This window comes from Methylosinus sp. shoA (assembly GCF_059718125.1).
The window spans coordinates 375,927-394,410 of record NZ_AP046091.1 but is presented as its reverse complement, the minus strand read 5'-3'; the positions used below and the strand labels follow the sequence as shown (position 1 = coordinate 394,410).

Here is an 18,484-nt window from a genome sequence, read left to right as displayed (position 1 = left end):
TGTCTTTGACGACGGCTCGGCGAGGGTTGCCGAATTGTCACACAGCCTCTAAGCTGAAACATCCTACTCCTTCGAGCGGCGCCCGTGGGAGTTTTTGATTGGCCGACTTATACTCTTAATGAGTATAAGTTAGTTCGGAGCAAGGACATGGCCCTGCCGTTCCAGACTGGCGAGAAACCTCCGGCATCCGCTCTGTCGTCGCTGGCGACCCATGGCGCTTCGCGGCGTTTCCCCCCGCTGCCCGCTCCGGGCCTCGCCTGGAACAGGGACGTCGAGGCCGCGACGGCCCATCTCTATGCGCGGGTCGCCAAGGTCATTCCGGCGATCGAATGGCCGTTCCACGCGCCCTATGTGAAGGCGATCAATGAGCTGAAACGCGAGCGCAACGCCGTCATCCTCGCGCATAATTACCAGACGCCCGAGATCTATCATTGCGTCGCCGATTTCGTCGGCGACAGCCTGCAGCTCGCCAAGCTGGCCGCGGCCTCGGAGGCCGAGGTCATCGTGCAGGGCGGCGTGCATTTCATGGCCGAGACGTCGAAAATCTTGAGTCCCGAGAAGGTCGTGCTGACGCCCGACCTCGAGGCCGGCTGCTCGCTCGCCGCCTCCATCACGGCGGCCGACGTGCGCGCCCTGCGCGCCGAATATTCGGGCGTGCCGATCGTCGCTTACGTGAACACTTCCGCCGAGGTGAAGGCCGAGGTCGACATCTGCTGCACCTCCTCCAATGCGCTGAAGGTGGTCGAGAGCCTCGGCTCGGACCGCGTGATCATGCTGCCGGATCGTTATCTCGCCGAGAATGTCGCGGCGCAGACCAAGGTGAAGATCCTCGCCTGGCACGGCGCCTGCGAAGTTCACGAGCGCTTCACACCGGCGGAGCTCGACGCCTATCGCGCCGATAATCCGGGGCTGACGATCATCGCTCATCCCGAATGTCCGCGCGAGGTCGTCGAAATCTCCGATTTCTCGGGCTCGACCGCGGCGATGATCGACTATGTGCGGCGGAACAGGCCGGCGCGCGTGCTGCTCGTCACCGAATGCTCGATGGCCGACAATGTCGCGGCCGAGACGACGGGGACGGAATTCGTGCGCCCGTGCAATTTTTGCCCCCATATGAAGCGGATCACGCTGCCGAAGATTCTCGACTCGCTGCTCCATATGCGCGAGGAGGTGACGGTCGATCCGCTCGTCGCCGCGCGCGCGCGGCGGAGCGTGCAGCGGATGATCGACGTGGGGTGAGCAGCAAGCAGCCCCCTCGTCCTGAGGCGCTTTTTGCGAAACGCAAAAAGCCTCGAAGGATCTCGGTGGGGCGACCCCTTCGAGACGCTCGCTGCAGGCTCCTCAGGGTGAGGGGCGGGAGCTTCCGTCGGCGTCGTCATTCAGGAGCGTGATCGTGACGGCTCAATTCGAGGCTCTCATCGCGGCGATCGACGCCGCCAACGCCGACGATCCGCGCGAGGTCGAGATCGACGGCGTCGCGAGGCCCTTCGAGATTCTCTACGCCGAGCGCATGAGCGCGCGCCTTTCCGCGATCTATCCCGACGCCTCCGAGTTGCTGAAGATCGCCGCGCGCGCACAGCATCTTCGCCGCTTCGACATTCCGCGCGAAAACTTTCCGCTCGGCCGTCACGGCTACAACGAATGGCGCAAGGAATGCCGCGTCCATCATGCCCGCCTCGTCGGCGAGCTGATGCGCGCGCATGGTTATGACGAAGAGGCCGTCGCCCATGTGGGCTCGCTGATCCGCAAGGAGAAGCTGAAGAAGGAGCGCGAATCCCAGGCGCTGGAGAATGTCGCGGCGATCGTCTTCCTCGAGCATTATTTCGACGACTTCCACGAGAAATACAAAGATTACGACGACGACAAGATCGTCGACATATTGGCCAAGACCCTCTGCAAGATGTCGCCCAAGGGCCATGCGGCCGCGCTCGCCTTGCCTCTGCCCGAGCGAACGCGCGCGCTCGTCGCCGCGGCGATCGCGCGCGAGAGCGAGGCGCTCGCCAAGCTCGCCACTGTCGCGATCGACTGAAATCATGGCCGTTCCTCCCGTTCTGATCGTCGGCGGCGGGCTCGCCGGCCTGTTTTGCGCGCTGAAGCTCGCGCCACGGCGCGCTCTGGTGCTGACGCCCGGATCGATCGACGAAGGCGCCGCCTCCTTCTGGGCGCAGGGCGGCGTGGCCGCGGCCGTGCTCGACACGGATTCGCCCGAGCGCCACGCCGAGGACACGGTGAAAGCCGGCGCCGGCGTCGTCGATGCGGAGATCGCGCTCGGCATGGCGCGCGAAGCGCGCGCGCGCATCGACGACCTCTTCGCCTTCGGCGTGCCGTTCGATCGCGCCGAAGGAAACTTCACGCCCTCGCGCGAGGCGGCGCATTCCGAGCGGCGCATCGTGCGCGTCAAAGGCGACACAGCCGGCCGCGCGATCATGGAGACGCTGGTCCGCGCCGCGCGCGCCCGCGCTTCGATCGATCTCGCCGAAGGTTTTTCCGCGCGGCATCTGCTGACACGGGACGGCCGCGTCATCGGCCTGCGCGCGCGCCATCGCGACGGCGCGACACGCGATTTCCTCGCGCCGGCGGTCGTTCTGGCGACGGGCGGGATCGGCCATCTCTATCGCGTCACCACCAATCCGAAGGAGGCGCGCGGCGTCGGCCTCGCCATCGCCGCGCGCGCCGGCGCGCTCGTCGCGGATGCGGAGTTCGTGCAATTTCATCCGACGGCGATCGACATCGGCGTCGATCCTGCGCCGCTCGCGACCGAATCGCTGCGCGGCGAAGGCGCGATCATCGTCGATTCGTACGGCCGCCGCTTCATGGCCGATATCGATCCGGCCGCCGAGCTCGCGCCGCGCGACATTGTCGCGCGTGGCGTCTTCGCCTCCATCGCCGCCGGACGCGGCGCCTTTCTCGACGCGCGCGCCGCCGTGGGCGCCGAATTTCCGGCGCGTTTTCCGACCGTTTATGCGAGCTGCATGGCGGGCGGCGTCGATCCGGCAAAGGAGCCCATTCCGATCGCGCCGGCGGCGCATTACCATATGGGCGGAATCGCTGCCGACGCGCGCGGAAGAACCTCGCTCGCGGGCCTATGGGCCGCCGGGGAGGTCGCCTCCACCGGCGTGCACGGCGCCAATCGGCTCGCGTCCAACTCGCTGCTCGAGGCGCTGGTCTTTTCCGCGCGCATCGCGGCCGATCTCCGTGACGCCGCCGATGAGGCGCCGCCTGCCGCGCTTTGTGACACGGCCTCGCCAGAGGATGCGCTCGATGTCTCGCTCGTCGAAGAGCTGCGCGATGTGATGGCGCGCGATGTCGGCGTCATTCGCGACCGCGCCGGGCTCGCGCGCGCGGCGCGCGCGATTCTGTGCATCGAATCCGCGACCACCAATGCCGAGCTGCGCAATATGGCGACCACGGCTCTGCTCGTCACGAGCGCGGCGGCGGCGCGGCAAGAGAGCCGCGGCGCGCATTTCCGCTCCGATTTCCCACAAGCCGAGGCCGCACTTGCGAAACGTTCCTATATGACCCTGCCGCAGGCGCGCGCCATCGCCGAGGCGCTGTCATGACCGGCCGGACTCTTCCGCCTCTGCTCGTCGAGGACGTCGTCCGCGCCGCGCTCGTCGAAGATTTGGGCCGCGCCGGGGACATCACGACGCAGGCGACGATTCCGGCGACGGCCCGAGCCCGCGCCGTCATCGCCGCTCGCGAAGCGGGCGTCGCCGCCGGGCTCGATGTCGCCGCCTGCGCGTTTCGTCTCGTCGATCCTGCGGTCGTCTTCGCCGCCGAAACGCAAGACGGCGCGCGCATCGACAAGGGCGACATTCTCGTCCGCATCGAAGGGCCGGCCCGCGCCATTCTGTCGGCCGAGCGGGTCGCGCTCAATTTTCTCGGACGACTGAGTGGAATCGCTTCGCTCACGGCGTGCTACGCCGAGCGCGTCGCGCATACGAAGGCGAAGGTCTGCGACACGCGCAAGACGACGCCGCTGCTGCGCGCTTTCGAAAAATATGCGGTGCGCTGCGGCGGCGGCGCCAATCACCGCTTCGGTCTCGACGACGCCGTGCTGATCAAGGACAATCACATCGCCGTCGCCGGCGGAGTCGCCGCGGCTCTGCGCGCGGCGAAACAATTCGCCGGACATATGGTGAAGATCGAGATCGAGGTCGACACGCTCGCGCAACTCGAGGAGGTCCTCACCGAGGGCGCCGATATCGTGCTGCTCGACAATATGCCGCCGTTCATGCTGCGCGAGGCGGTCGGGACGATCAGCGGCCGCATGATCGTCGAAGCTTCGGGCGGCGTGACATTGGAGACGATCGCCGCCATCGCCGAAACCGGCGTCGATCTGATCTCGGTCGGCGCGCTCACCCATTCGGCGAGGACGCTCGACCTCGGCCTCGACGTGGTGATCGTCCGAAGGCGGCTCAAGGCCGGCTGAGGCGGCCGAGCTGCGCGCCGCGCAGAGTCATCACTTCTTCGAAACCGGGAGAGAGCAGAAAGGCGAGTTCCTGTTCGCGCGTCACCGTGACGGGATCGAGGGCGACGAGATCCTGATCCACGCGGCCGGGATGGCACATCACCAGATGGCGCTCGCCCGGCGCGCGCAGATAGTTTTCAAAGCGCGCGGCGTAATCGCCACGCGGATCGAAATCGGAGAAGCCGGCGAAGCCGTCGTTGAGCGGAAAGCCCCGGTCCTTCGCCTCGCGCCGGAAGCCGCGGCCGATGGCGCGCACGGCGAGCGCCTTGCGCATGTCGGACCCGCGCAGGAAGATGCGGAAGAGGCTGTCGCCCGCGTCGCGCAGCCAGACTCTGCCGGCGAGATCGCGGCGCTCCAGCGCGTCGAACAGCGCCGTGCGCACGCCCGGCAGCACATGCACGTGCTGGTGTCCGTCGAGATGGTCGGGCGCGCGGCCCATCACGGCGATGAAGCGGTCGAGCTGGCGTTCGATCTCGTAGGCGATCTCCTCCATCGGCAGCTTGCCGCGCATCGCCATGCGAATCACCTCGCCGACCGGCGGCAGCGCGCCGCCGGCCGCGAATTTCGGCATGTTCGACAAAGGCGCGCCGAGCGTCAGGTTGAAATGCAGGCCGATGTCGATGTCGAGCCGGCGACGCGCCAGCTCGCGGCCCATGGCGGGCCAGAACGCGCTATTGGTCATCGCCGAGACGGCGGAGAGCCGTCCGGCCTCCAGCGCCTCGAGAATGCCGAGGCTGACGCCCATCGACAGCCCGTAATCATCCGCGCAGAGCGCGACCGATCTCGCCGCCATGTTTTCGTCGCTCGCCTCGAGAACTTCCGTTCGCGCAATTTTGCGCGCCCATGATTTTTACATGATTCCAATGACCTGCGTATTCATGGCGGGAGGACGCCGGCCTCGGGCGCCGGAAGGCACAAGTCGTGGAATTCGCGTCACGTCCGGCGGCATTGGCCGAGTAGTGTCATGCGCTCTTGTAGCACTCTGGCGCCGCGACGCAATCCGTGATCCGCCGCGCTCGGCCCTCGGCGACCGATCGCTAAGATCGAATAGACGGCGCTTCAATGAGGTCCGGGCGGTGAAGAAGCCCGGATTTCCTCGAACGCCATAATTCCGGCGAGACATCCGATGAGCGACAGGAACAGCATAGACTGGATCTGCCCCCGGCCGAGATATTGAACCAACGTCGCTGCAAAATACATCAGCACGCCTTCCGCCGACACCAATGTCGGCCGCCCCTTCCGCCACGGTAGCGATCCGAGCCAGCTGTCGGATCGGCGTTAGCGACGACGAGGCATCGGACATTCGCACGCAGCGCGATCAACGCGTTTCGCAGATGCGTCACTTCGGCGAATTCGACGTCGAACCAGTCGAAGCGCCGCTGGCGTACGCCAACGGGACGTTCAACCGTCCGTGGCTGCTCGACCGTCTTCGTCATGAATCTCGAAAGTCACATGCGAGAGTTCATGAATATGACCCACTCGGCCCTTGTAGAACGACAGGCGCTTCGGCTCCGAAACGGCGAGCGCGATGATGGCGGCATGATGCCGAGGCCCGATCCGCCACACATGCAGATCCGTGATGCGTGCATCCTCGTTCCCGAGCGAGTCGCGGATTTCATTCGCCAACTCTTCATTCCCCGTGAAATCCAGCAGCACTGCGCCTGCATCGCGGATCAAGCCCCATGACCAGTAGGCGATCGCCAGGGCTCCTATGACGCCGATCAAGGGATCGGCCCAGAGCCAGCCCTCGATCGACCGAGCAGCAGGGCGATGATCGCGAGCACCGATGTCAGAGCGTCGGCGAGGACATGAATATAGGCCGCGCGAAGACTATTGTCGCTCCCGGGGCCGCTGCGGGCGCGATGAAGATCATCGTGATTGCTGTGCTCGTGGCCGCGCCGACCTTCATGTGCATGAACGTGATGTGAATGAGCGGCGCTCAGAAGCCGGGCGCTGACGAGATTGACGACGAGCCCGAGCGCTGCGACCGCAATCGCCTCGTCGAAGCCGATCGCGACAGGATCGAAGAAACGTAGCAGGCTCTGATAGCAGATAGAAAGCGCAACCAAGGCGAGCACGATTGCGCTGGTAAAGCCCGCGAGATCGCCGAGCTTGCCGGTTCCGAAGGTGAAACGGCGATCGTGAACGTGCCGGCGGGCGTAATAATAGGCGAGCGCCGAAATCAACATGGCGGCGGCGTGGGTCGACATGTGCCATCCGTCGGCGACGAGCGCCATCGAACCATAGATTGCGCCCGCGCCGATCTCGATTCCCATCATGCTCGCCGTCAATGCGATGACGAACCATACCCTGCGCTCGTTACGCAGATAGTCGTCGCCGAGGAAAACATGATCATGAGTCGAGGACGAAGAGTCCCGCGTGGCCATCGATCGATCCTCTTCAGTGAGCCGATCTGCTCATTTCATGTAGGATCTCATCACTTCGATGAGCTCCTCGCCGGCTTGGCGACGATCGTCGTTGGCTTTCGCCTCCAGCACATGCTCGCGCAGATGGTTTTCCATCACTTCCATCGTCAGCCCGTTCAATGCGCCTTGCGCCGAAGCGATGAGCCTTAGCACCTCCGCGCAAGACGCCTCGGCCTCCAACGCCCGCTCGGCCGCGTCCAGCTGGCCCTTTATCCGGCGAACGCGAGCAACGAGCTTCGCTTTCTGACGTGTGACGTGGGACATTCAGCCGAGACTTTCGGTTGCCGATATAGTATGGGGGACTATACTATATCGGCGCAGGAATGGAAGCGCCCCTCGGCTTTCCCTTGCGTGTCGATCGGACAGCGCAAAGTTCCGATGAACAACGCTGGTCCGTTCGGAAAACCCCTCATAACGAATTCGGTGAGTAACCGGAGTCCGATGACGGCCCGTCGATAAAATGGGAGGCCGGATCCGCGCGAGCATCCGTAAAGCGTCCAGAGGCGCGAGATCAACTCGACCTCAACAAGGGCAACGGCAATGAGAGGGCCGGCGCCGGGCTGCATAAGTGGTGTTTCGTCGTCTTTGGAGGAAATAGGCGTCCTGTCGCGCCCGCGCGATGATATCTTCTGGAAGGGCTCCATGGTCCTCTCTCATGCTGACGACAGAAACGATGTCATTAAGACAGCATGAGACAAGGCGCGACCACCAGAGCCATCGTCATTGCGACGGCTCGCCGATGATGCCCATCCATTATTACCAGGCTGTCTCGATCGACGTACAAAAGCGTCGTCCAAACGCCTTCCTGCGCACTCGCCTTCCCGAGTTCGGCGACATTTTCGTCGACTGTCTCCTCGTGCGGAAGAAGCCGCGCCGGACTTATGAAAACTGGCCTGAACTCGTTCATCTCAACCGTCCCGCAGAGCCGAGAAAATCGATGCCCTTCGACTTTGATGTCGATGATTCGCCCTGACGCGGCGCCTATTGCTCCGACTCGCCCAATCCGACCAGAGCCGTCTCGTTCGGATGTACCCGACTGATGGTACGGAGTTCCGACGCCGCCGAAAATAACGGATCCCTGGGGTTCTACGCCGACGATCACGAGTTCTGGAATACGCACTTTAAGCGCGCAGGCTGTTCCACACAGAGAGCCCCCCGTTTCCACAGCTCCGAATAGATGCGTAACGCCGGGCCCCGAATTCGCAAAGAGGTCGTCGGCAAGCTCCCGATAGCCATTAACGTTCGCTGGATTATTATGTTGCTACGTCCAATAGCTTCACTCTCTCTCCGAGATTTTTGCGCAAGCGCGCGGTCGGCGAGATACCGCCCCAGCGCCGCATCTATGATCACCATCCCGCTGTTGTAGGCAAAAAGGACCTCTCGATCGGTGCGCCGCGCCTTCACATCTCCGAGCAGAATGTCCGGCAGTTCAGCATCGACGGTCGGGATCTCGCCATTCGGACCTGCGAGGTCGTTACAGGTCACGAGCATCACCTTGACCAACAAGGCAGGCGTCGAGGGCGACAAGGACCGTGGCATGGCGTCGTTGGCGTTTCGAGTCGTGCGTCACGGACTTTATGTCATGCCGTTCTTCGTCAATCCGAGCGCCGCTCACAAGAGCGGTTGCGATGCGCGGGACATCGATGTTCTCAAATTTCTCATTCCTCATGCCTATGCACAAACAGCATCCGGCATCCGTCCCGAAGCGTACATTGTCCATGCCTGGTATGCGGAGCACAAGAACCCGCTCGGCTCCTGCCCGGACCAGCTGATCCTCGGCGCGCTGAAGCCGAAATGGCAACCGGAATTCGGTCCGGCGCAGCCGTCGCTCGGCATCGAGGAATACGACATTCCAACGGGCTCTGCCCGACGATCTTCCCGCGCGCCTCGCGATGCGCTTGGCCTTGTCCTGTTTGGCCGATGCCGACCATAGCGACACGGCTTACGCAGACACGGAGTGGACGGCGCCGGACGCGCCGCGACCGCGCTGGACCGAACGGCTGGCCGCGTTGGACGCGTATGTGGCAGAGCTCGGCAAAGGTGACGGACAAGACGATCTGAGGCGCAGATTCTACGACGCCTGTCGAAGCTGTGAGCCGGATCATGCGCTGATGGCCTGCGAAGGGCCGGTCGGCATCGGCAAGACTACGGCGGTGACGACCTATCTCCTGCGGCGCGCCATCTCGACGGGCGCGCGCCGCCTGTTTGTCGTTGCGCCATACACAGCATTCTGTCGCAGACCGCGGAGCGGCTGCGGGCGGCTCTGTTGCTGGACGACGAGCGCGACAAGGCGGACATGATCGTCGCCGAGCACCATCATCGGGCTGATTTCGACTCCATTTCGTCTCGTGATCTGGCGGCGCTATGGACCGCCCCGATCGTCCTGACCACCGCCGTCCAGTTCTTCGAGACCCTGTCGGCGAATGTCGACGGCGCTGGCGCCGCGCGATCGCGATGTAGTCTTGGGGATCATCGAGACGCGACTGAACGGCGCGACGAATTATCCGGATGACTGGACGCTGGTTGTGACGAGCCTGATGGAAGCAGGCGTCGACGTTTCGTTTCGAACGCCCTTTAGGGAGCGATTTGCTACCGCGTCCCTCATCCAGATTGGCGGTCGAGGCAAGCAGGGCCGCGACCGCCTCCAGCGCCTCCTTCTGCTCGCGAAAGCCGATCGCGCCTTGTGTCTTCTTCATGCGCCAGGCGAGCGGCAGCGCGCGTTCGCCGACCCGCAACGAGACCATGACCATCTGATGAGCGTCGTTGACCTTGCTCTGGTCGATCATCACGACGATGGTTCGGCCTTCCTGCGCAGAGCGCGCCAGATGGAAACCGCGAGTTGCTGCGCGTCATCGCCGAGCAGGCGCCGGGCTCGCTCGAGGAACTGGCCGAGATCACCGGCCGAGCCAAATCCAACCTGTCGCGCACGTTGAAGAAGATGGCGAGCTATGGGCTCGTTCGCATGGACCCCGGCGAGGGCCGCAAGCTCGCGCCGAAGGTCGTACATGACATGGTTGAACTGGAGCTGCCGCTGACAAAGCGCGCCAAGCCCCGAAAGGCGGCGGGAGGGCGGCGATGAACATCCATCAGAGCGCCGTGACCGCCACGCGCGCCGCCCTCTATCTGCGCATCTCGACAGTGCGGCAAGCCGAGCACGATGTGTCGATTCCCGATCAGCGAAAGCAGGGCCGAAGCCTATTGCGCCGCGCGGGGCTACCAGCCTGTCGAGACCTTCGTGGAAGCCGGCGCCTCGGCCACCAACGACCGCCGCCCCGAGTTCCAGCGCATGATCGAAGCGGGCACGTCGAAGCCCGTGCCGTTCGATGTCGTCGTGGTTCACAGCTTCTCGCGCTTCTTTCGCGATCACTTCGAGCTAGAGTTCTACGTCAGAAAGCTCGCCAAGAATGGCGTCAAGCTCGTCTCCATCACGCAAGAATGGGCGACGATCCCATGCACGTCATGATGAGGCAGATCATGGCGCTGTTCGACGAATATCAGTCCAAGGAGAATGAACCGCCCCGGGTTTGCCGGAGGCCGTTTTGTTTGAGCCACGCCGCCATGGCGTGCTCTTTGATCTGCGCATAGTAGCGCGCTTCGGCTTCGGCCGGGGGGATGTTTCCGATCGGCTCCAGCAGTCTCTTGTTGTTGAACCAGTCCACCCATTCGAGCGTGGCGAACTCGACCTGCTCGAGGCTGCGCCACGGTCCGCATCGCCAGATCACCGGCCTCGCGGTGCTGTTGCAGTCCAACGATTTGAAGCAGGCGCTTCGACCGTATTGCGTCGGCGGTCCTTATGGCCGGCTGCTCGATGCAGAATCCGAACATCTCGGCTCGGCCGACGTGCAGGCGTTTGAGATCGAGGGCCTTGTCGGGACCGGCGCGGCTCCGGCCGTGCTCGCCTATCTGTTCCATCGCATCGGCGACAGGCTGGACGGGCGGCCAACGCTGCTCATCATAGATGAAGGCTGGCTCGCGCTCGACGACGAGGGGTTTGCGAACCAGCTTCGCGAATGGCTCAAAACGCTGCGCAAGAAGAACGCCAGCGTCATCTTCGCCACGCAAAGCCTGTCCGACATCGACAACTCGCCGATTGCGCCCGCGATCATCGAGAGCTGCCCGACGCGCCTCTTGCTGCCGAACGAGCGCGCCATCGAACCGCAGATCACGGCGATCTATCGCCGCTTCGGCTTGAACGACAGACAGATTGAGCTGATCGCGCGGGCGACGCCGAAGCGCGATTATTACTGCCAGTCGCGGCGCGGCAATCGCCTGTTCGAGCTGGGCCTGTCCGAAGTCGGCCTCGCGCTCTGCGCCGCATCCGCCAAATCCGACCAGACGCTCATTGCGCGGATCGTCGCCGAGCACGGCCGCGGCGGCTTCCTCGCCGCATGGCTCGCCGAGCGCGATGTCGCCTGGGCCGTCGATCTTCTCCCGAACGTCCCGACGCTCACCCCCCAAACCGAAAAGGAGTCCCACCCATGACCATTCGCCGTTTCCGCTCGCGCGCCGTCTTCATGGCCGCGACCATGCTCGCCGCGCCGCTGGCGCTCGCGCCGATCATCGCGACGCCGGCCCACGCGCAATTCGGCGGGATCGTCTTCGATCCGTCGAACTACGCGCAAAACGTGCTGACCGCCGCCCGCACGCTCCAGCAGATCACCAACCAGATCACGAGCCTGCAAAACGAAGCGCAGATGCTTATCAACCAGGCGCGCAATCTGGCGAGCCTGCCGTATTCGGCGCTCCAGCAGCTCCAGCAGAACGTGCAGCGCACGCAGCAGCTCTTGAACCAGGCGCAGAACATCGGCTTCGACGTGCAGCGCATCGACCAGGCGTTTCAAACGCAATACGGCAGCGCGTCGATGTCGGCGAGCGACCGGCAGCTCGTCGCCGATGCCCGCGCCCGCTGGCAGAACACGGTCGGCGGCTTGCAGGACGCGAGGCGCGTGCAGGCCGGGGCCGTTGGCAATATCGACTCCAACCGCGCGCAGATGTCGGCGCTGGTCGGCCAGAGCCAGGGTGCGACCGGCGCGCTGCAAGCCACGCAAGCCGGCAATCAGATTCTCGCGCTGCAATCGCAGCAGCTTTCCGATCTTGTCGCGCTTCTTGCCGCCAACGGCCGGGCGAGCGCGCTGACCGAGGCCGAGCGCGCCGCCGCCGCCGAGCAGGGACGCGAGCAGCGTCGCCGCTTCCTCACGCCGGGCAGCGGCTACCAGCCCGGCAACGCGACCATGTTCAATAGCGGCAATTGAGGGCGCTGCGATGGACGGCAAGATGCTGGCGCGCATCGGCGCAATCGCCTTCGTCGCCATCGCCATCACGGCGATGGCCATCGAAATGACCCGCAAGGACGACGCGCCGGCAGAAACGCCGGCGCGGGCCGTCCAGTCCGAGCGCAACCCGCTGCGCGAGGCGCAGCGCCGTTGCCAGCAGCTCGGCCAGGAGGCGGCGAACAACGCCGAGTGCCTGCGCGTATGGGCCGAGACACGCGACCGCTTTCTCGGCCGCACGCGCGCACCGGCCGCGCCCGCTTCCAACGACAGCGAAGGGCGGTGACGCATGGGCGGCGCGGGCGTCATCGACAATTTTCTCGGCACCTTCACCCGCTACATAGATAGCGGGTTCGGCCTTCTCGGCGGCGAGGTGGCGTTCATCGCCACCACGCTCATCGTCATCGACGTGACGCCCACGCGAGCAAAAATTGCTCGACTGTTCCTTCCTGCCAGACCCGCCGTGTCGGGCGCACGCGACTGGGTAAGAACGCATCCCGTATGTCGCGCATTCCCGCCTTCGGGCGTTTCATCCGCAGCCAACGCCACAAGCGGTCACGGATGTACCAGTCGAGACTGGTGAACACTCGGCCCGCATAGGCGCAGTGGCGGTAGTAATTCGTCCATCCGCGCAGGGTGGGATTGAGCTCTTGGAGCTTTGCGCCAAGACTGACCAACACCGTGTTACGTTTGGTCAGTTGCTTGACTTTTCGCCGAAGGTCGGCGGCCACCGCTTTGGGAATTTCCACGCGCGGGCCGTAGCCGTAGCGCTTGTCCCATCGCATCGTGACGTGGAATCCGAGGAACTCGAATCCGTCCGTCATGGCTGTGACCTTCGTCTTTTCGGGCGACAATTCGAGGCCGGTGGTCGCCCGCAGATGCTCGGCCAGCGCGGATTTCTCTGCGACGGCGTCCTCCTGCGTGCCGGAGACCAGAACCACGAAATCGTCCGCATAGCGGATCGGCAGGAATACGCAGTGACCAGCACCGCGATCCCAAACCCTCGCTCTGCGCGCCGCGACGATCCCGAGTTCGGGATTATCGGGCCGGGCCTTGGCGCGTTGATACGTCCACCGTTCGTAGCGCTCCTCGATCGCACTGAGTGCGATGTTGGCGAGCAACGGCGAAACGATTCCGCCTTGAGGGGCGCCGTCGTCTGTGCGGAGGAATTGATCTTCCGCCAGGACGCCGGCTTTGAGAAACTGCCCCACCAGCCGTGTCACCCTATGGTCGGCGACGCGAGCGCGTATCCGATTCATCAGATGATGATGGTCGATGTTGTCGAAGCAGCCCTTGATATCCCCCTCGATGACCCAACTGTACGGCATTCCCGCCCGTCGTCCGTCCTTACCGATCTTGCGCGGGAGGATGGCGCGACGGATATACTCCAAGGCGGCATGCGTGCTCCTGCCGGGCCGGAACCCATAGGAGACATGCCAGAACTGCGCCTCGAAGATCGGCTCCAAGAGAATTTTGACCGCGCCTTGTACGACGCGATCTTTGACCGTCGGAATGCCCAGGGGTCGGAATTGCCCTGGTTTACCGGCCTTGGGAATGAGCTTGCGCCGCGACGGGCTGGGCCGATATGCGCCGGAGCGCAACTCGGCATGTAACCTGTCGAGGAAGCGTTGCTCGTTACCCTTCTTCCGGATGCTATCCGCGGTCACCCCGTCGATCCCGGCGGAGCGCGCGCCTCTATTAGAGGCGACGCGCCGCCAAGCGTGGCGGAGTATGCGCGGGTCGGTAAGCCAACCCCACATATCTCGCCAAGCGTCGTTGGGATGTGCCTGACTCCACTGATAGAGTTTGCGCTGAACGCCGAGTATCCAAGCCTCGTCGGCCTGGCGATCCGTGTCCACAGATCATTCCTCCGTCTCGCTATTCCATCGTCTTCCTGCTTCCCTTCGCCATGTGCGCGGCTTTCCCGCGCGCCGACTACTACGGAAGCTCCGCCCTCGGTGTCGTCCTTCTCCGGCCGCTGCGGCTAGCCCGGTTCCTTGCTGGGCGGACGATCCGAGTTCCCGTGTTCCGATCTTCAACCTTCGTGTCGTTAGGCGGTGAGCTATACCCCTGGCGATGCGGAAGATGGGTCGAGGAGAAGATGCCCCATCTCGAATGCGTTGCGCGCATCCAGCAGTGAGGAGATTCTAGCCCCACCACTTCTGATCGCCCGGCCTCCGCCGCCATCACGGCATGTGGAGACAGGCTTCCGTAAATACAGAGGCGTCCAGCGCCCACTTCGTTACCTCGCCATAGACACTGTGGTAGTCCGGCCTGCGGGTGATGGTCCGCAGCCGATTCAGTTCAGACCGATCTGCTTATGACACCCAACCGGCAAGCGCCCGATCAGGCTTTTCGGTCCCCTTCCGCCTGCTGTTCTCCCAGCAGGGGGGCGGCATTGCAGCCGCCGGTCGAAGATCAGCTAGTTTGGGAGATAAGCCTCAAGTCATGTTTACCTCCCGCGCCGTCACGGCGCACAGAAGCCCCGGAAATAGAGGTCGGGGTCGCCGTTGGGCAGGCGGTCGGCCTCGATCGGATGAGTGTCATCCACGAGGAAGAGGAAGACATCGCGGTCGGAGGCGTAAAGCGTGGTGGTGTCTTTTGTCACCTCGACGAATGGATTGTGCGTCATGGTCGACCAATCGAGCAGGCCCGGCACCTTCCACCGGGTGTCGCCCGTTCCCTCGCCGGCGATCTTCATGACCGCAGCGACCAGCTCGTGGTCCCAGATGCGGCCATAGTCGGGGCCGGTGACGGCGCGTAGTTCGATTCGTCCGTCGTCTGACTCCAAAGTCTTCACCAGCTCGGCACGGTGCGAGAGCAACCCATGTTGCATATTGATGCCAGCGAGCGGGGCGGGAAGCTGCCGCATGTAGCTGGCGGGCGCGCCGATCAGGCGTAAGCGCCGTTGTCGTCCCATTGCCGCTGGAATGGAAGAATAGCTTGCAATTCGTTGCGACAAGGCATTGCAAGCCTTTGGCGCAAAGCTTTGTCAGCGATTGGTTCAGCGCAATGGTGAGCGATCAGGCGGCTGGCGTCGGCGACGAGGATTTGAAGGCCCAGGGCATCAGCTCGTCGATGCGCGACTGCGGATGGCCATCGGCGATCGCCTCGAGCGTCGCCTTCATCCAGGCATAGGGATCGACGCTGTTCAACTTGCATGTCGCAATGAGCGAAGCGAGACGTGACCAGGAACGTCCACCTTCATCGTGCCCCGCGAATAACGCATTCTTGCGCGTGAGAGTCAGCGGCCGAATCTGATTTTCGACGAGGTTGGTGTCCATCTCGACGCGTCCATCGTCGAGGAACAGGGTCAGCCCGGCCCAATGATTCAGAAGATAGGCGACCGCCTTGCCCATGTCGCTGCGGCCGGAGAGGCGAGCGGCCTGGGCGCGCAAAAACTCTTCGAGCTCGACGACAAGAGGCCGCGACCGCTCGGCGCGAACGCTCTGCCGGATCGGCGCCTCTTTGCCCCGGATGTCCGCCTCGATCGCATAGAGCGCGGCGATGCGCGCCAGGATCGCCTCGGCGATGGGCGAGCCCGCTTTCGGCGTGGCGGCGATGATCTCGCGCCTGCCATGGCTCCAACACCAGGCGAGCCGCAGTGGGGCGCCACCTTTGCGCTCGGCGCGCGCCAGACGATGATAGCCGCCATAGCCGTCGACCTGGAGAACGCCGTCGAATCCTTCGAGCATCCGCTCGGCGTGCTCGCCGCTGCGACCCGGCGCGTAATGATAGACCACGATCGGCGGATCGGCGCCGCCGTGCCCGCGGTCGTCGCGCAGAACCGCCCAGAGATAGCCAGTTTTCGTCCGGCCGCGGCCGGGATCGAGAACCGGCGCCCGAGTCTCGTCCATGAATAGACGGCCGGACAGCTTCATCAGCGCGCTCATGCGCTCGACGATCGGCGCGAGGTGGAAGGCCGTCGTTCCCATCCAATCGGCCAGAACGGCGCGGTCGAGCATGATCCTGTGGCGCGCGAAGACCTGCGATTGACGGTAGAGCGGCATGTGCTCGCTGAACTTGGCGACCGCCACTTGCGCCAGCAGCGCCTCGGTGGGAACGCCGCCCTCGATCAGATGCGCAGGAGCCGGCGCCTGGGCGACGCCCGCGCATCCTGTCGGACAGGCGTAGCGGGGCCGCACGGTCTCGATGACGCGATATTGCGCCGGCGTCACGTCGAGGCGGCTGGAGCGGTCCTCGCCGATCCGAACCATCAGGCCGCAGCCGCAGGGACAGGCGAGGCTTTCTGGCTCGATCACGCGCTCGACGCGCGGCAGATGAGCAGGAAAGGCGCGCGCGGCGCGGGCGGCGCGCTCCCTGGTCGCCGGGCGCCCCGAGCGGCGCGCGCGATCGTCTTCCCGCTCCTGGACTTCGGCAATGGCGATCTCGATATCTTCCAGAACGAGCTGTAACTGATCGGGATCGAGTTTCTCCGAACGCTTGCCGAAACGCGCGCGTTCATATTCCTTGACGAGCAATTGCAGACGTTCGACCGTCTCCTTCGACGCTGCGAGCTCGCTCTCGGTGTGAAGGCGCGCGGCGAGCTCATGATCGGCGCGGATGCGTTCGGCTTCGAGCATGGCGCGCTGAGCTTCGAACAATGCGCGTAGTTCGGCAGGCAGCTCTGCGAGTCTGGAGGGATCGAAGCTCGGCGTCACGTCGGCGAATCTATCGCAAGCGAGGCGCCGAATGAAGCCGAAGTTGCGATCAGTTCGCCGCGGTCGGCGTCGCCACGATCCGCTCGCCGACGCGCTTCCAGTTGAGCCCGTCGAATAGAGCTTCGAATTGCACCCGGCTCAATTGCAGGACGCCGTCGCTGATCTGCGGCCAAGAAAAGCGGCTATCGCCGAGACGCTTGTAGACGAGCACGAGTCCGGTTCCGTCCCACAGCAAAATCTTCAAGCGATCCATTCGCTTCGAGCGGAACACGACGATGAGCCCGGAATGCGGATCGAGTCCGAGCTTGTTTTGCACGAGAGCGGCCAGCGCGTCATGCCCGCAGCGGAAATCGACGGGACGCACGGCGAGCACGATCCGCAACCCTTGCGACGGAATGATCACGCGCCGCGCTCCAGCGCCGTCATGATCTCGGCGATGCGCGTCGACGCGGTGTCCTGATCCAGCCGTAACACGACCTTGCCGACGACGATCTCGATCTTCGCATCGCTCTCGTTACGAACGGAGGGCTGCTCGAGCTCGATCTCCACGAACTCCGCGGGACCGTCGGTCACCAGCGCGAGCCGCCCGGTGCGCGCCTGGCGGCGCCACTGCGTCAATTGCTGCGCGCATATCCGATATTTGCGGGCCACGTCGGCGACGCGCGCTCCAGGCGCGAGACTCTCTCGTACGATCCGGCCCTTCAGCTCCTTCGACCACAGCCGATTGCCCGAACGTGAACGACGAAAATCCACACGTCCGACAAATCCTGCGCCAAAAGCCGTTTCGATCGTCGCATTCTCGTTCATCTTCGGATCCTTCCAGAGACATGGCTGTCCCTCAGAAGAATCTCACATCCGAAAATCCTTCCGAACCCGAAGAATCAATGGGGTCGCAACGGCGCTTACGATCAGGCTGCACATTTGACCGAATGACCAGTGCGTTGGAGCGATAGGCTCTTCGCGGCCGGGCACGATCAGCGCCAGGTGTTCGGCGTCGTCGCGACTGGCTTCGACGCGGATGGCGCGGGATTCGACGGTGCGTGCGGTGGCGCGGTCGGCGCGTGTGCGAACGGCGGCGTAGAGATCGCTAAGGGATAGATAGCGTTCGTCATCGGGCCGCGAGAACCATTCGGACGACACGCGCCCGATCCGTTCGCCTCGCGAGATGTCAACTTTAAACCCGGCGGAAACCGACGATGCGAAGGCGTCGCGCTCGGCGATGGTGCTTGTCCGTGTCATGGCAAATCTCCATGACGGGCTGGCCGTGAGCCTCTCTCTCGACCCTCAACCCGTCACGGCGACAGCCGCAGCCCTCTTCCTCTGGAAGGCCGCCGGACCGGCGGCTCGCCGACAACCTGTCTTTCTTCGCCACAGCACGATGGCGCGGAGTTTTGATTGCACCGGGCGCCGTGGCTCGGCTCCCTTATGGCATGGCTCAGAAGCGGCGAAGTGCGCGCCGGGCCCGGCTTGGCTGGTCTGGTGCCCTTGAAGACCTTTTTGATTATGTCCAACCGATCCCGCCGCGCGCGGGCAGGTGCTCTGCGTGTTCGGAGGAGCCGATCAAGGTGACAGACGACTGGCCGGTGGTGGTGCCGATCACCGAGGCCGAGTTGCGGGTCATAGAAGGCCACTTTGCTGAGGAGCTTGACGCGATCT

At 64.2% G+C, this 18,484-nt stretch carries 17 protein-coding genes and 8 pseudogenes; 12 read left to right on the top strand and 13 right to left on the bottom strand.

Going from position 1 to position 18,484, the window contains the following annotated elements; translation table 11 throughout:
• Positions 1–147: 147 nt before the first annotated feature.
• From nadA to nadC, 4 genes are all read left to right on the top strand, one after another.
• The gene (gene nadA, locus AC6IW9_RS01890) at positions 148–1,239 is read left to right on the top strand and encodes a quinolinate synthase NadA (RefSeq protein WP_497768447.1); all 1,092 of its coding nucleotides are present in this window, start codon (positions 148–150) and stop codon (positions 1,237–1,239) included.
• Positions 1,240–1,393: 154 nt separating this feature from the next.
• Complete coding sequence (locus tag AC6IW9_RS01885; protein ID WP_497768444.1) at positions 1,394–2,029, top strand: DUF4202 domain-containing protein; 636 nt, start codon at positions 1,394–1,396, stop codon at positions 2,027–2,029.
• A 4-nt stretch (positions 2,030–2,033) separates the two neighbouring features.
• A complete protein-coding gene (locus AC6IW9_RS01880) occupies positions 2,034–3,560 on the top strand; it encodes an L-aspartate oxidase (protein ID WP_497768442.1) in 1,527 nt (508 codons plus the stop codon).
• Positions 3,557–4,432 (top strand): carboxylating nicotinate-nucleotide diphosphorylase, encoded by an 876-nt coding sequence (gene nadC / locus AC6IW9_RS01875; protein ID WP_497768439.1) that lies wholly within the window; start codon positions 3,557–3,559, stop codon positions 4,430–4,432. The genes AC6IW9_RS01880 and nadC overlap by 4 nt, the downstream gene beginning before the upstream one ends.
• Here nadC and AC6IW9_RS01870 read toward each other — a convergent pair.
• From AC6IW9_RS01870 to AC6IW9_RS01855, 4 genes and pseudogenes are all read right to left on the bottom strand, one after another.
• Positions 4,419–5,264 carry a ChbG/HpnK family deacetylase gene (locus AC6IW9_RS01870; protein WP_497768436.1) on the bottom strand — a complete coding sequence of 282 codons (846 nt, stop codon included), beginning with the start codon at positions 5,262–5,264 and terminating at the stop codon, positions 4,419–4,421. The genes nadC and AC6IW9_RS01870 overlap by 14 nt on opposite strands.
• Positions 5,265–5,530: 266 nt before the next feature.
• A complete protein-coding gene (locus AC6IW9_RS01865) occupies positions 5,531–5,695 on the bottom strand; it encodes a hypothetical protein (RefSeq protein WP_497768433.1) in 165 nt (54 codons plus the stop codon).
• Positions 5,696–5,872: 177 nt separating this feature from the next.
• Positions 5,873–6,858, bottom strand: a pseudogene (gene dmeF, locus AC6IW9_RS01860) (CDF family Co(II)/Ni(II) efflux transporter DmeF).
• A gap of 30 nt (positions 6,859–6,888) precedes the next feature.
• The gene (locus AC6IW9_RS01855; RefSeq protein WP_497768429.1) at positions 6,889–7,161 is read right to left on the bottom strand and encodes a metal/formaldehyde-sensitive transcriptional repressor; all 273 of its coding nucleotides are present in this window, start codon (positions 7,159–7,161) and stop codon (positions 6,889–6,891) included.
• 391 nt (positions 7,162–7,552) lie between these two features.
• On the opposite strand from AC6IW9_RS01855, the gene AC6IW9_RS01850 reads away from it, so the two are divergent.
• Positions 7,553–7,870: a hypothetical protein gene (locus AC6IW9_RS01850; protein WP_497768426.1), complete on the top strand. Its 318-nt coding sequence runs from the start codon at positions 7,553–7,555 to the stop codon at positions 7,868–7,870.
• Positions 7,871–8,008: 138 nt separating this feature from the next.
• Here AC6IW9_RS01850 and AC6IW9_RS01845 read toward each other — a convergent pair.
• Positions 8,009–8,098: pseudogene (locus tag AC6IW9_RS01845) on the bottom strand (hypothetical protein); the annotation flags it as partial.
• Positions 8,099–8,392: 294 nt separating this feature from the next.
• Between AC6IW9_RS01845 and AC6IW9_RS01840 the strand changes: the two are divergent.
• Both AC6IW9_RS01840 and AC6IW9_RS01835 read left to right on the top strand, forming a co-directional pair.
• The gene (locus AC6IW9_RS01840; protein WP_497768423.1) at positions 8,393–8,830 is read left to right on the top strand and encodes a type I CRISPR-associated protein Cas7; all 438 of its coding nucleotides are present in this window, start codon (positions 8,393–8,395) and stop codon (positions 8,828–8,830) included.
• A gap of 333 nt (positions 8,831–9,163) precedes the next feature.
• Positions 9,164–9,409 (top strand): hypothetical protein, encoded by a 246-nt coding sequence (locus tag AC6IW9_RS01835; protein ID WP_497768420.1) that lies wholly within the window; start codon positions 9,164–9,166, stop codon positions 9,407–9,409.
• A 112-nt stretch (positions 9,410–9,521) separates the two neighbouring features.
• Here AC6IW9_RS01835 and AC6IW9_RS01830 read toward each other — a convergent pair.
• Positions 9,522–9,722, bottom strand: a pseudogene (locus AC6IW9_RS01830) (IS4-like element ISMmg3 family transposase); the annotation flags it as partial.
• Between the two features lie 14 nt (positions 9,723–9,736).
• Here AC6IW9_RS01830 and AC6IW9_RS01825 point away from each other — a divergent pair.
• Both AC6IW9_RS01825 and AC6IW9_RS01820 read left to right on the top strand, forming a co-directional pair.
• Complete coding sequence (locus AC6IW9_RS01825; RefSeq protein ID WP_497768417.1) at positions 9,737–9,976, top strand: HVO_A0114 family putative DNA-binding protein; 240 nt, start codon at positions 9,737–9,739, stop codon at positions 9,974–9,976.
• Positions 9,973–10,407: pseudogene (locus tag AC6IW9_RS01820) on the top strand (recombinase family protein); the annotation flags it as partial. The gene AC6IW9_RS01825 and the pseudogene AC6IW9_RS01820, both read left to right, overlap by 4 nt.
• On the opposite strand, the pseudogene AC6IW9_RS01815 reads toward AC6IW9_RS01820, so the two are convergent.
• Positions 10,392–10,619 (bottom strand): annotated as a pseudogene (locus AC6IW9_RS01815) (hypothetical protein); the annotation flags it as partial. The pseudogenes AC6IW9_RS01820 and AC6IW9_RS01815 overlap by 16 nt on opposite strands.
• Between AC6IW9_RS01815 and AC6IW9_RS01810 the strand changes: the two are divergent.
• The 3 genes and pseudogenes from AC6IW9_RS01810 to trbK-alt all read left to right on the top strand — a co-directional run.
• Positions 10,609–11,379, top strand: a pseudogene (locus AC6IW9_RS01810) (TraG/VirB4 family ATPase); the annotation flags it as partial. The pseudogenes AC6IW9_RS01815 and AC6IW9_RS01810 overlap by 11 nt on opposite strands.
• Entirely contained in the window at positions 11,376–12,149 is a 774-nt protein-coding gene (gene trbJ, locus AC6IW9_RS01805) for a P-type conjugative transfer protein TrbJ (protein ID WP_497768414.1), read from the top strand. The pseudogene AC6IW9_RS01810 and the gene trbJ, both read left to right, overlap by 4 nt.
• Positions 12,150–12,159: 10 nt before the next feature.
• A complete protein-coding gene (gene trbK-alt, locus AC6IW9_RS01800; RefSeq protein WP_497768412.1) occupies positions 12,160–12,453 on the top strand; it encodes a putative entry exclusion protein TrbK-alt in 294 nt (97 codons plus the stop codon).
• Positions 12,454–12,568: 115 nt separating this feature from the next.
• On the opposite strand, the gene ltrA is transcribed toward trbK-alt, so the two are convergent.
• From ltrA to AC6IW9_RS01770, 6 genes and pseudogenes are all read right to left on the bottom strand, one after another.
• Positions 12,569–14,026 carry a group II intron reverse transcriptase/maturase gene (ltrA, locus tag AC6IW9_RS01795; protein WP_497768410.1) on the bottom strand — a complete coding sequence of 486 codons (1,458 nt, stop codon included), beginning with the start codon at positions 14,024–14,026 and terminating at the stop codon, positions 12,569–12,571.
• Between the two features lie 614 nt (positions 14,027–14,640).
• A pseudogene (locus tag AC6IW9_RS01790) lies at positions 14,641–15,063 on the bottom strand (DUF932 domain-containing protein); the annotation flags it as partial.
• A 127-nt stretch (positions 15,064–15,190) separates the two neighbouring features.
• Positions 15,191–16,828, bottom strand: coding sequence for an IS66 family transposase (tnpC, locus tag AC6IW9_RS01785; RefSeq protein WP_497763766.1), 1,638 nt, complete (start codon positions 16,826–16,828; stop codon positions 15,191–15,193).
• Between the two features lie 49 nt (positions 16,829–16,877).
• The gene (gene tnpB, locus AC6IW9_RS01780) at positions 16,878–17,231 is read right to left on the bottom strand and encodes an IS66 family insertion sequence element accessory protein TnpB (RefSeq protein ID WP_497763765.1); all 354 of its coding nucleotides are present in this window, start codon (positions 17,229–17,231) and stop codon (positions 16,878–16,880) included.
• On the bottom strand, positions 17,228–17,635 hold the full coding sequence (gene tnpA, locus AC6IW9_RS01775; RefSeq protein WP_497763764.1) for an IS66-like element accessory protein TnpA: 408 nt from the start codon (positions 17,633–17,635) through the stop codon (positions 17,228–17,230). The genes tnpB and tnpA overlap by 4 nt, the downstream gene beginning before the upstream one ends.
• A gap of 99 nt (positions 17,636–17,734) precedes the next feature.
• Positions 17,735–18,067 (bottom strand): annotated as a pseudogene (locus AC6IW9_RS01770) (DUF932 domain-containing protein); the annotation flags it as partial.
• Between the last annotated feature and the right edge of the window lie 417 nt (positions 18,068–18,484).

Coding starts and splice junctions, on each gene's coding strand:
- nadC (WP_497768439.1), top strand. CDS start 3,557: ATGACCGGCCGGACTCTTCCGCCTCTGCTCGTCGAGGACGTCGTCCGC.
- trbJ (WP_497768414.1), top strand. CDS start 11,376: ATGACCATTCGCCGTTTCCGCTCGCGCGCCGTCTTCATGGCCGCGACC.
- AC6IW9_RS01870 (WP_497768436.1), bottom strand. CDS start 5,264: ATGGCGGCGAGATCGGTCGCGCTCTGCGCGGATGATTACGGGCTGTCG.
- trbK-alt (WP_497768412.1), top strand. CDS start 12,160: ATGGACGGCAAGATGCTGGCGCGCATCGGCGCAATCGCCTTCGTCGCC.
- tnpA (WP_497763764.1), bottom strand. CDS start 17,635: ATGAACGAGAATGCGACGATCGAAACGGCTTTTGGCGCAGGATTTGTC.
- nadA (WP_497768447.1), top strand. CDS start 148: ATGGCCCTGCCGTTCCAGACTGGCGAGAAACCTCCGGCATCCGCTCTG.
- AC6IW9_RS01850 (WP_497768426.1), top strand. CDS start 7,553: ATGCTGACGACAGAAACGATGTCATTAAGACAGCATGAGACAAGGCGC.
- AC6IW9_RS01880 (WP_497768442.1), top strand. CDS start 2,034: ATGGCCGTTCCTCCCGTTCTGATCGTCGGCGGCGGGCTCGCCGGCCTG.
- AC6IW9_RS01855 (WP_497768429.1), bottom strand. CDS start 7,161: ATGTCCCACGTCACACGTCAGAAAGCGAAGCTCGTTGCTCGCGTTCGC.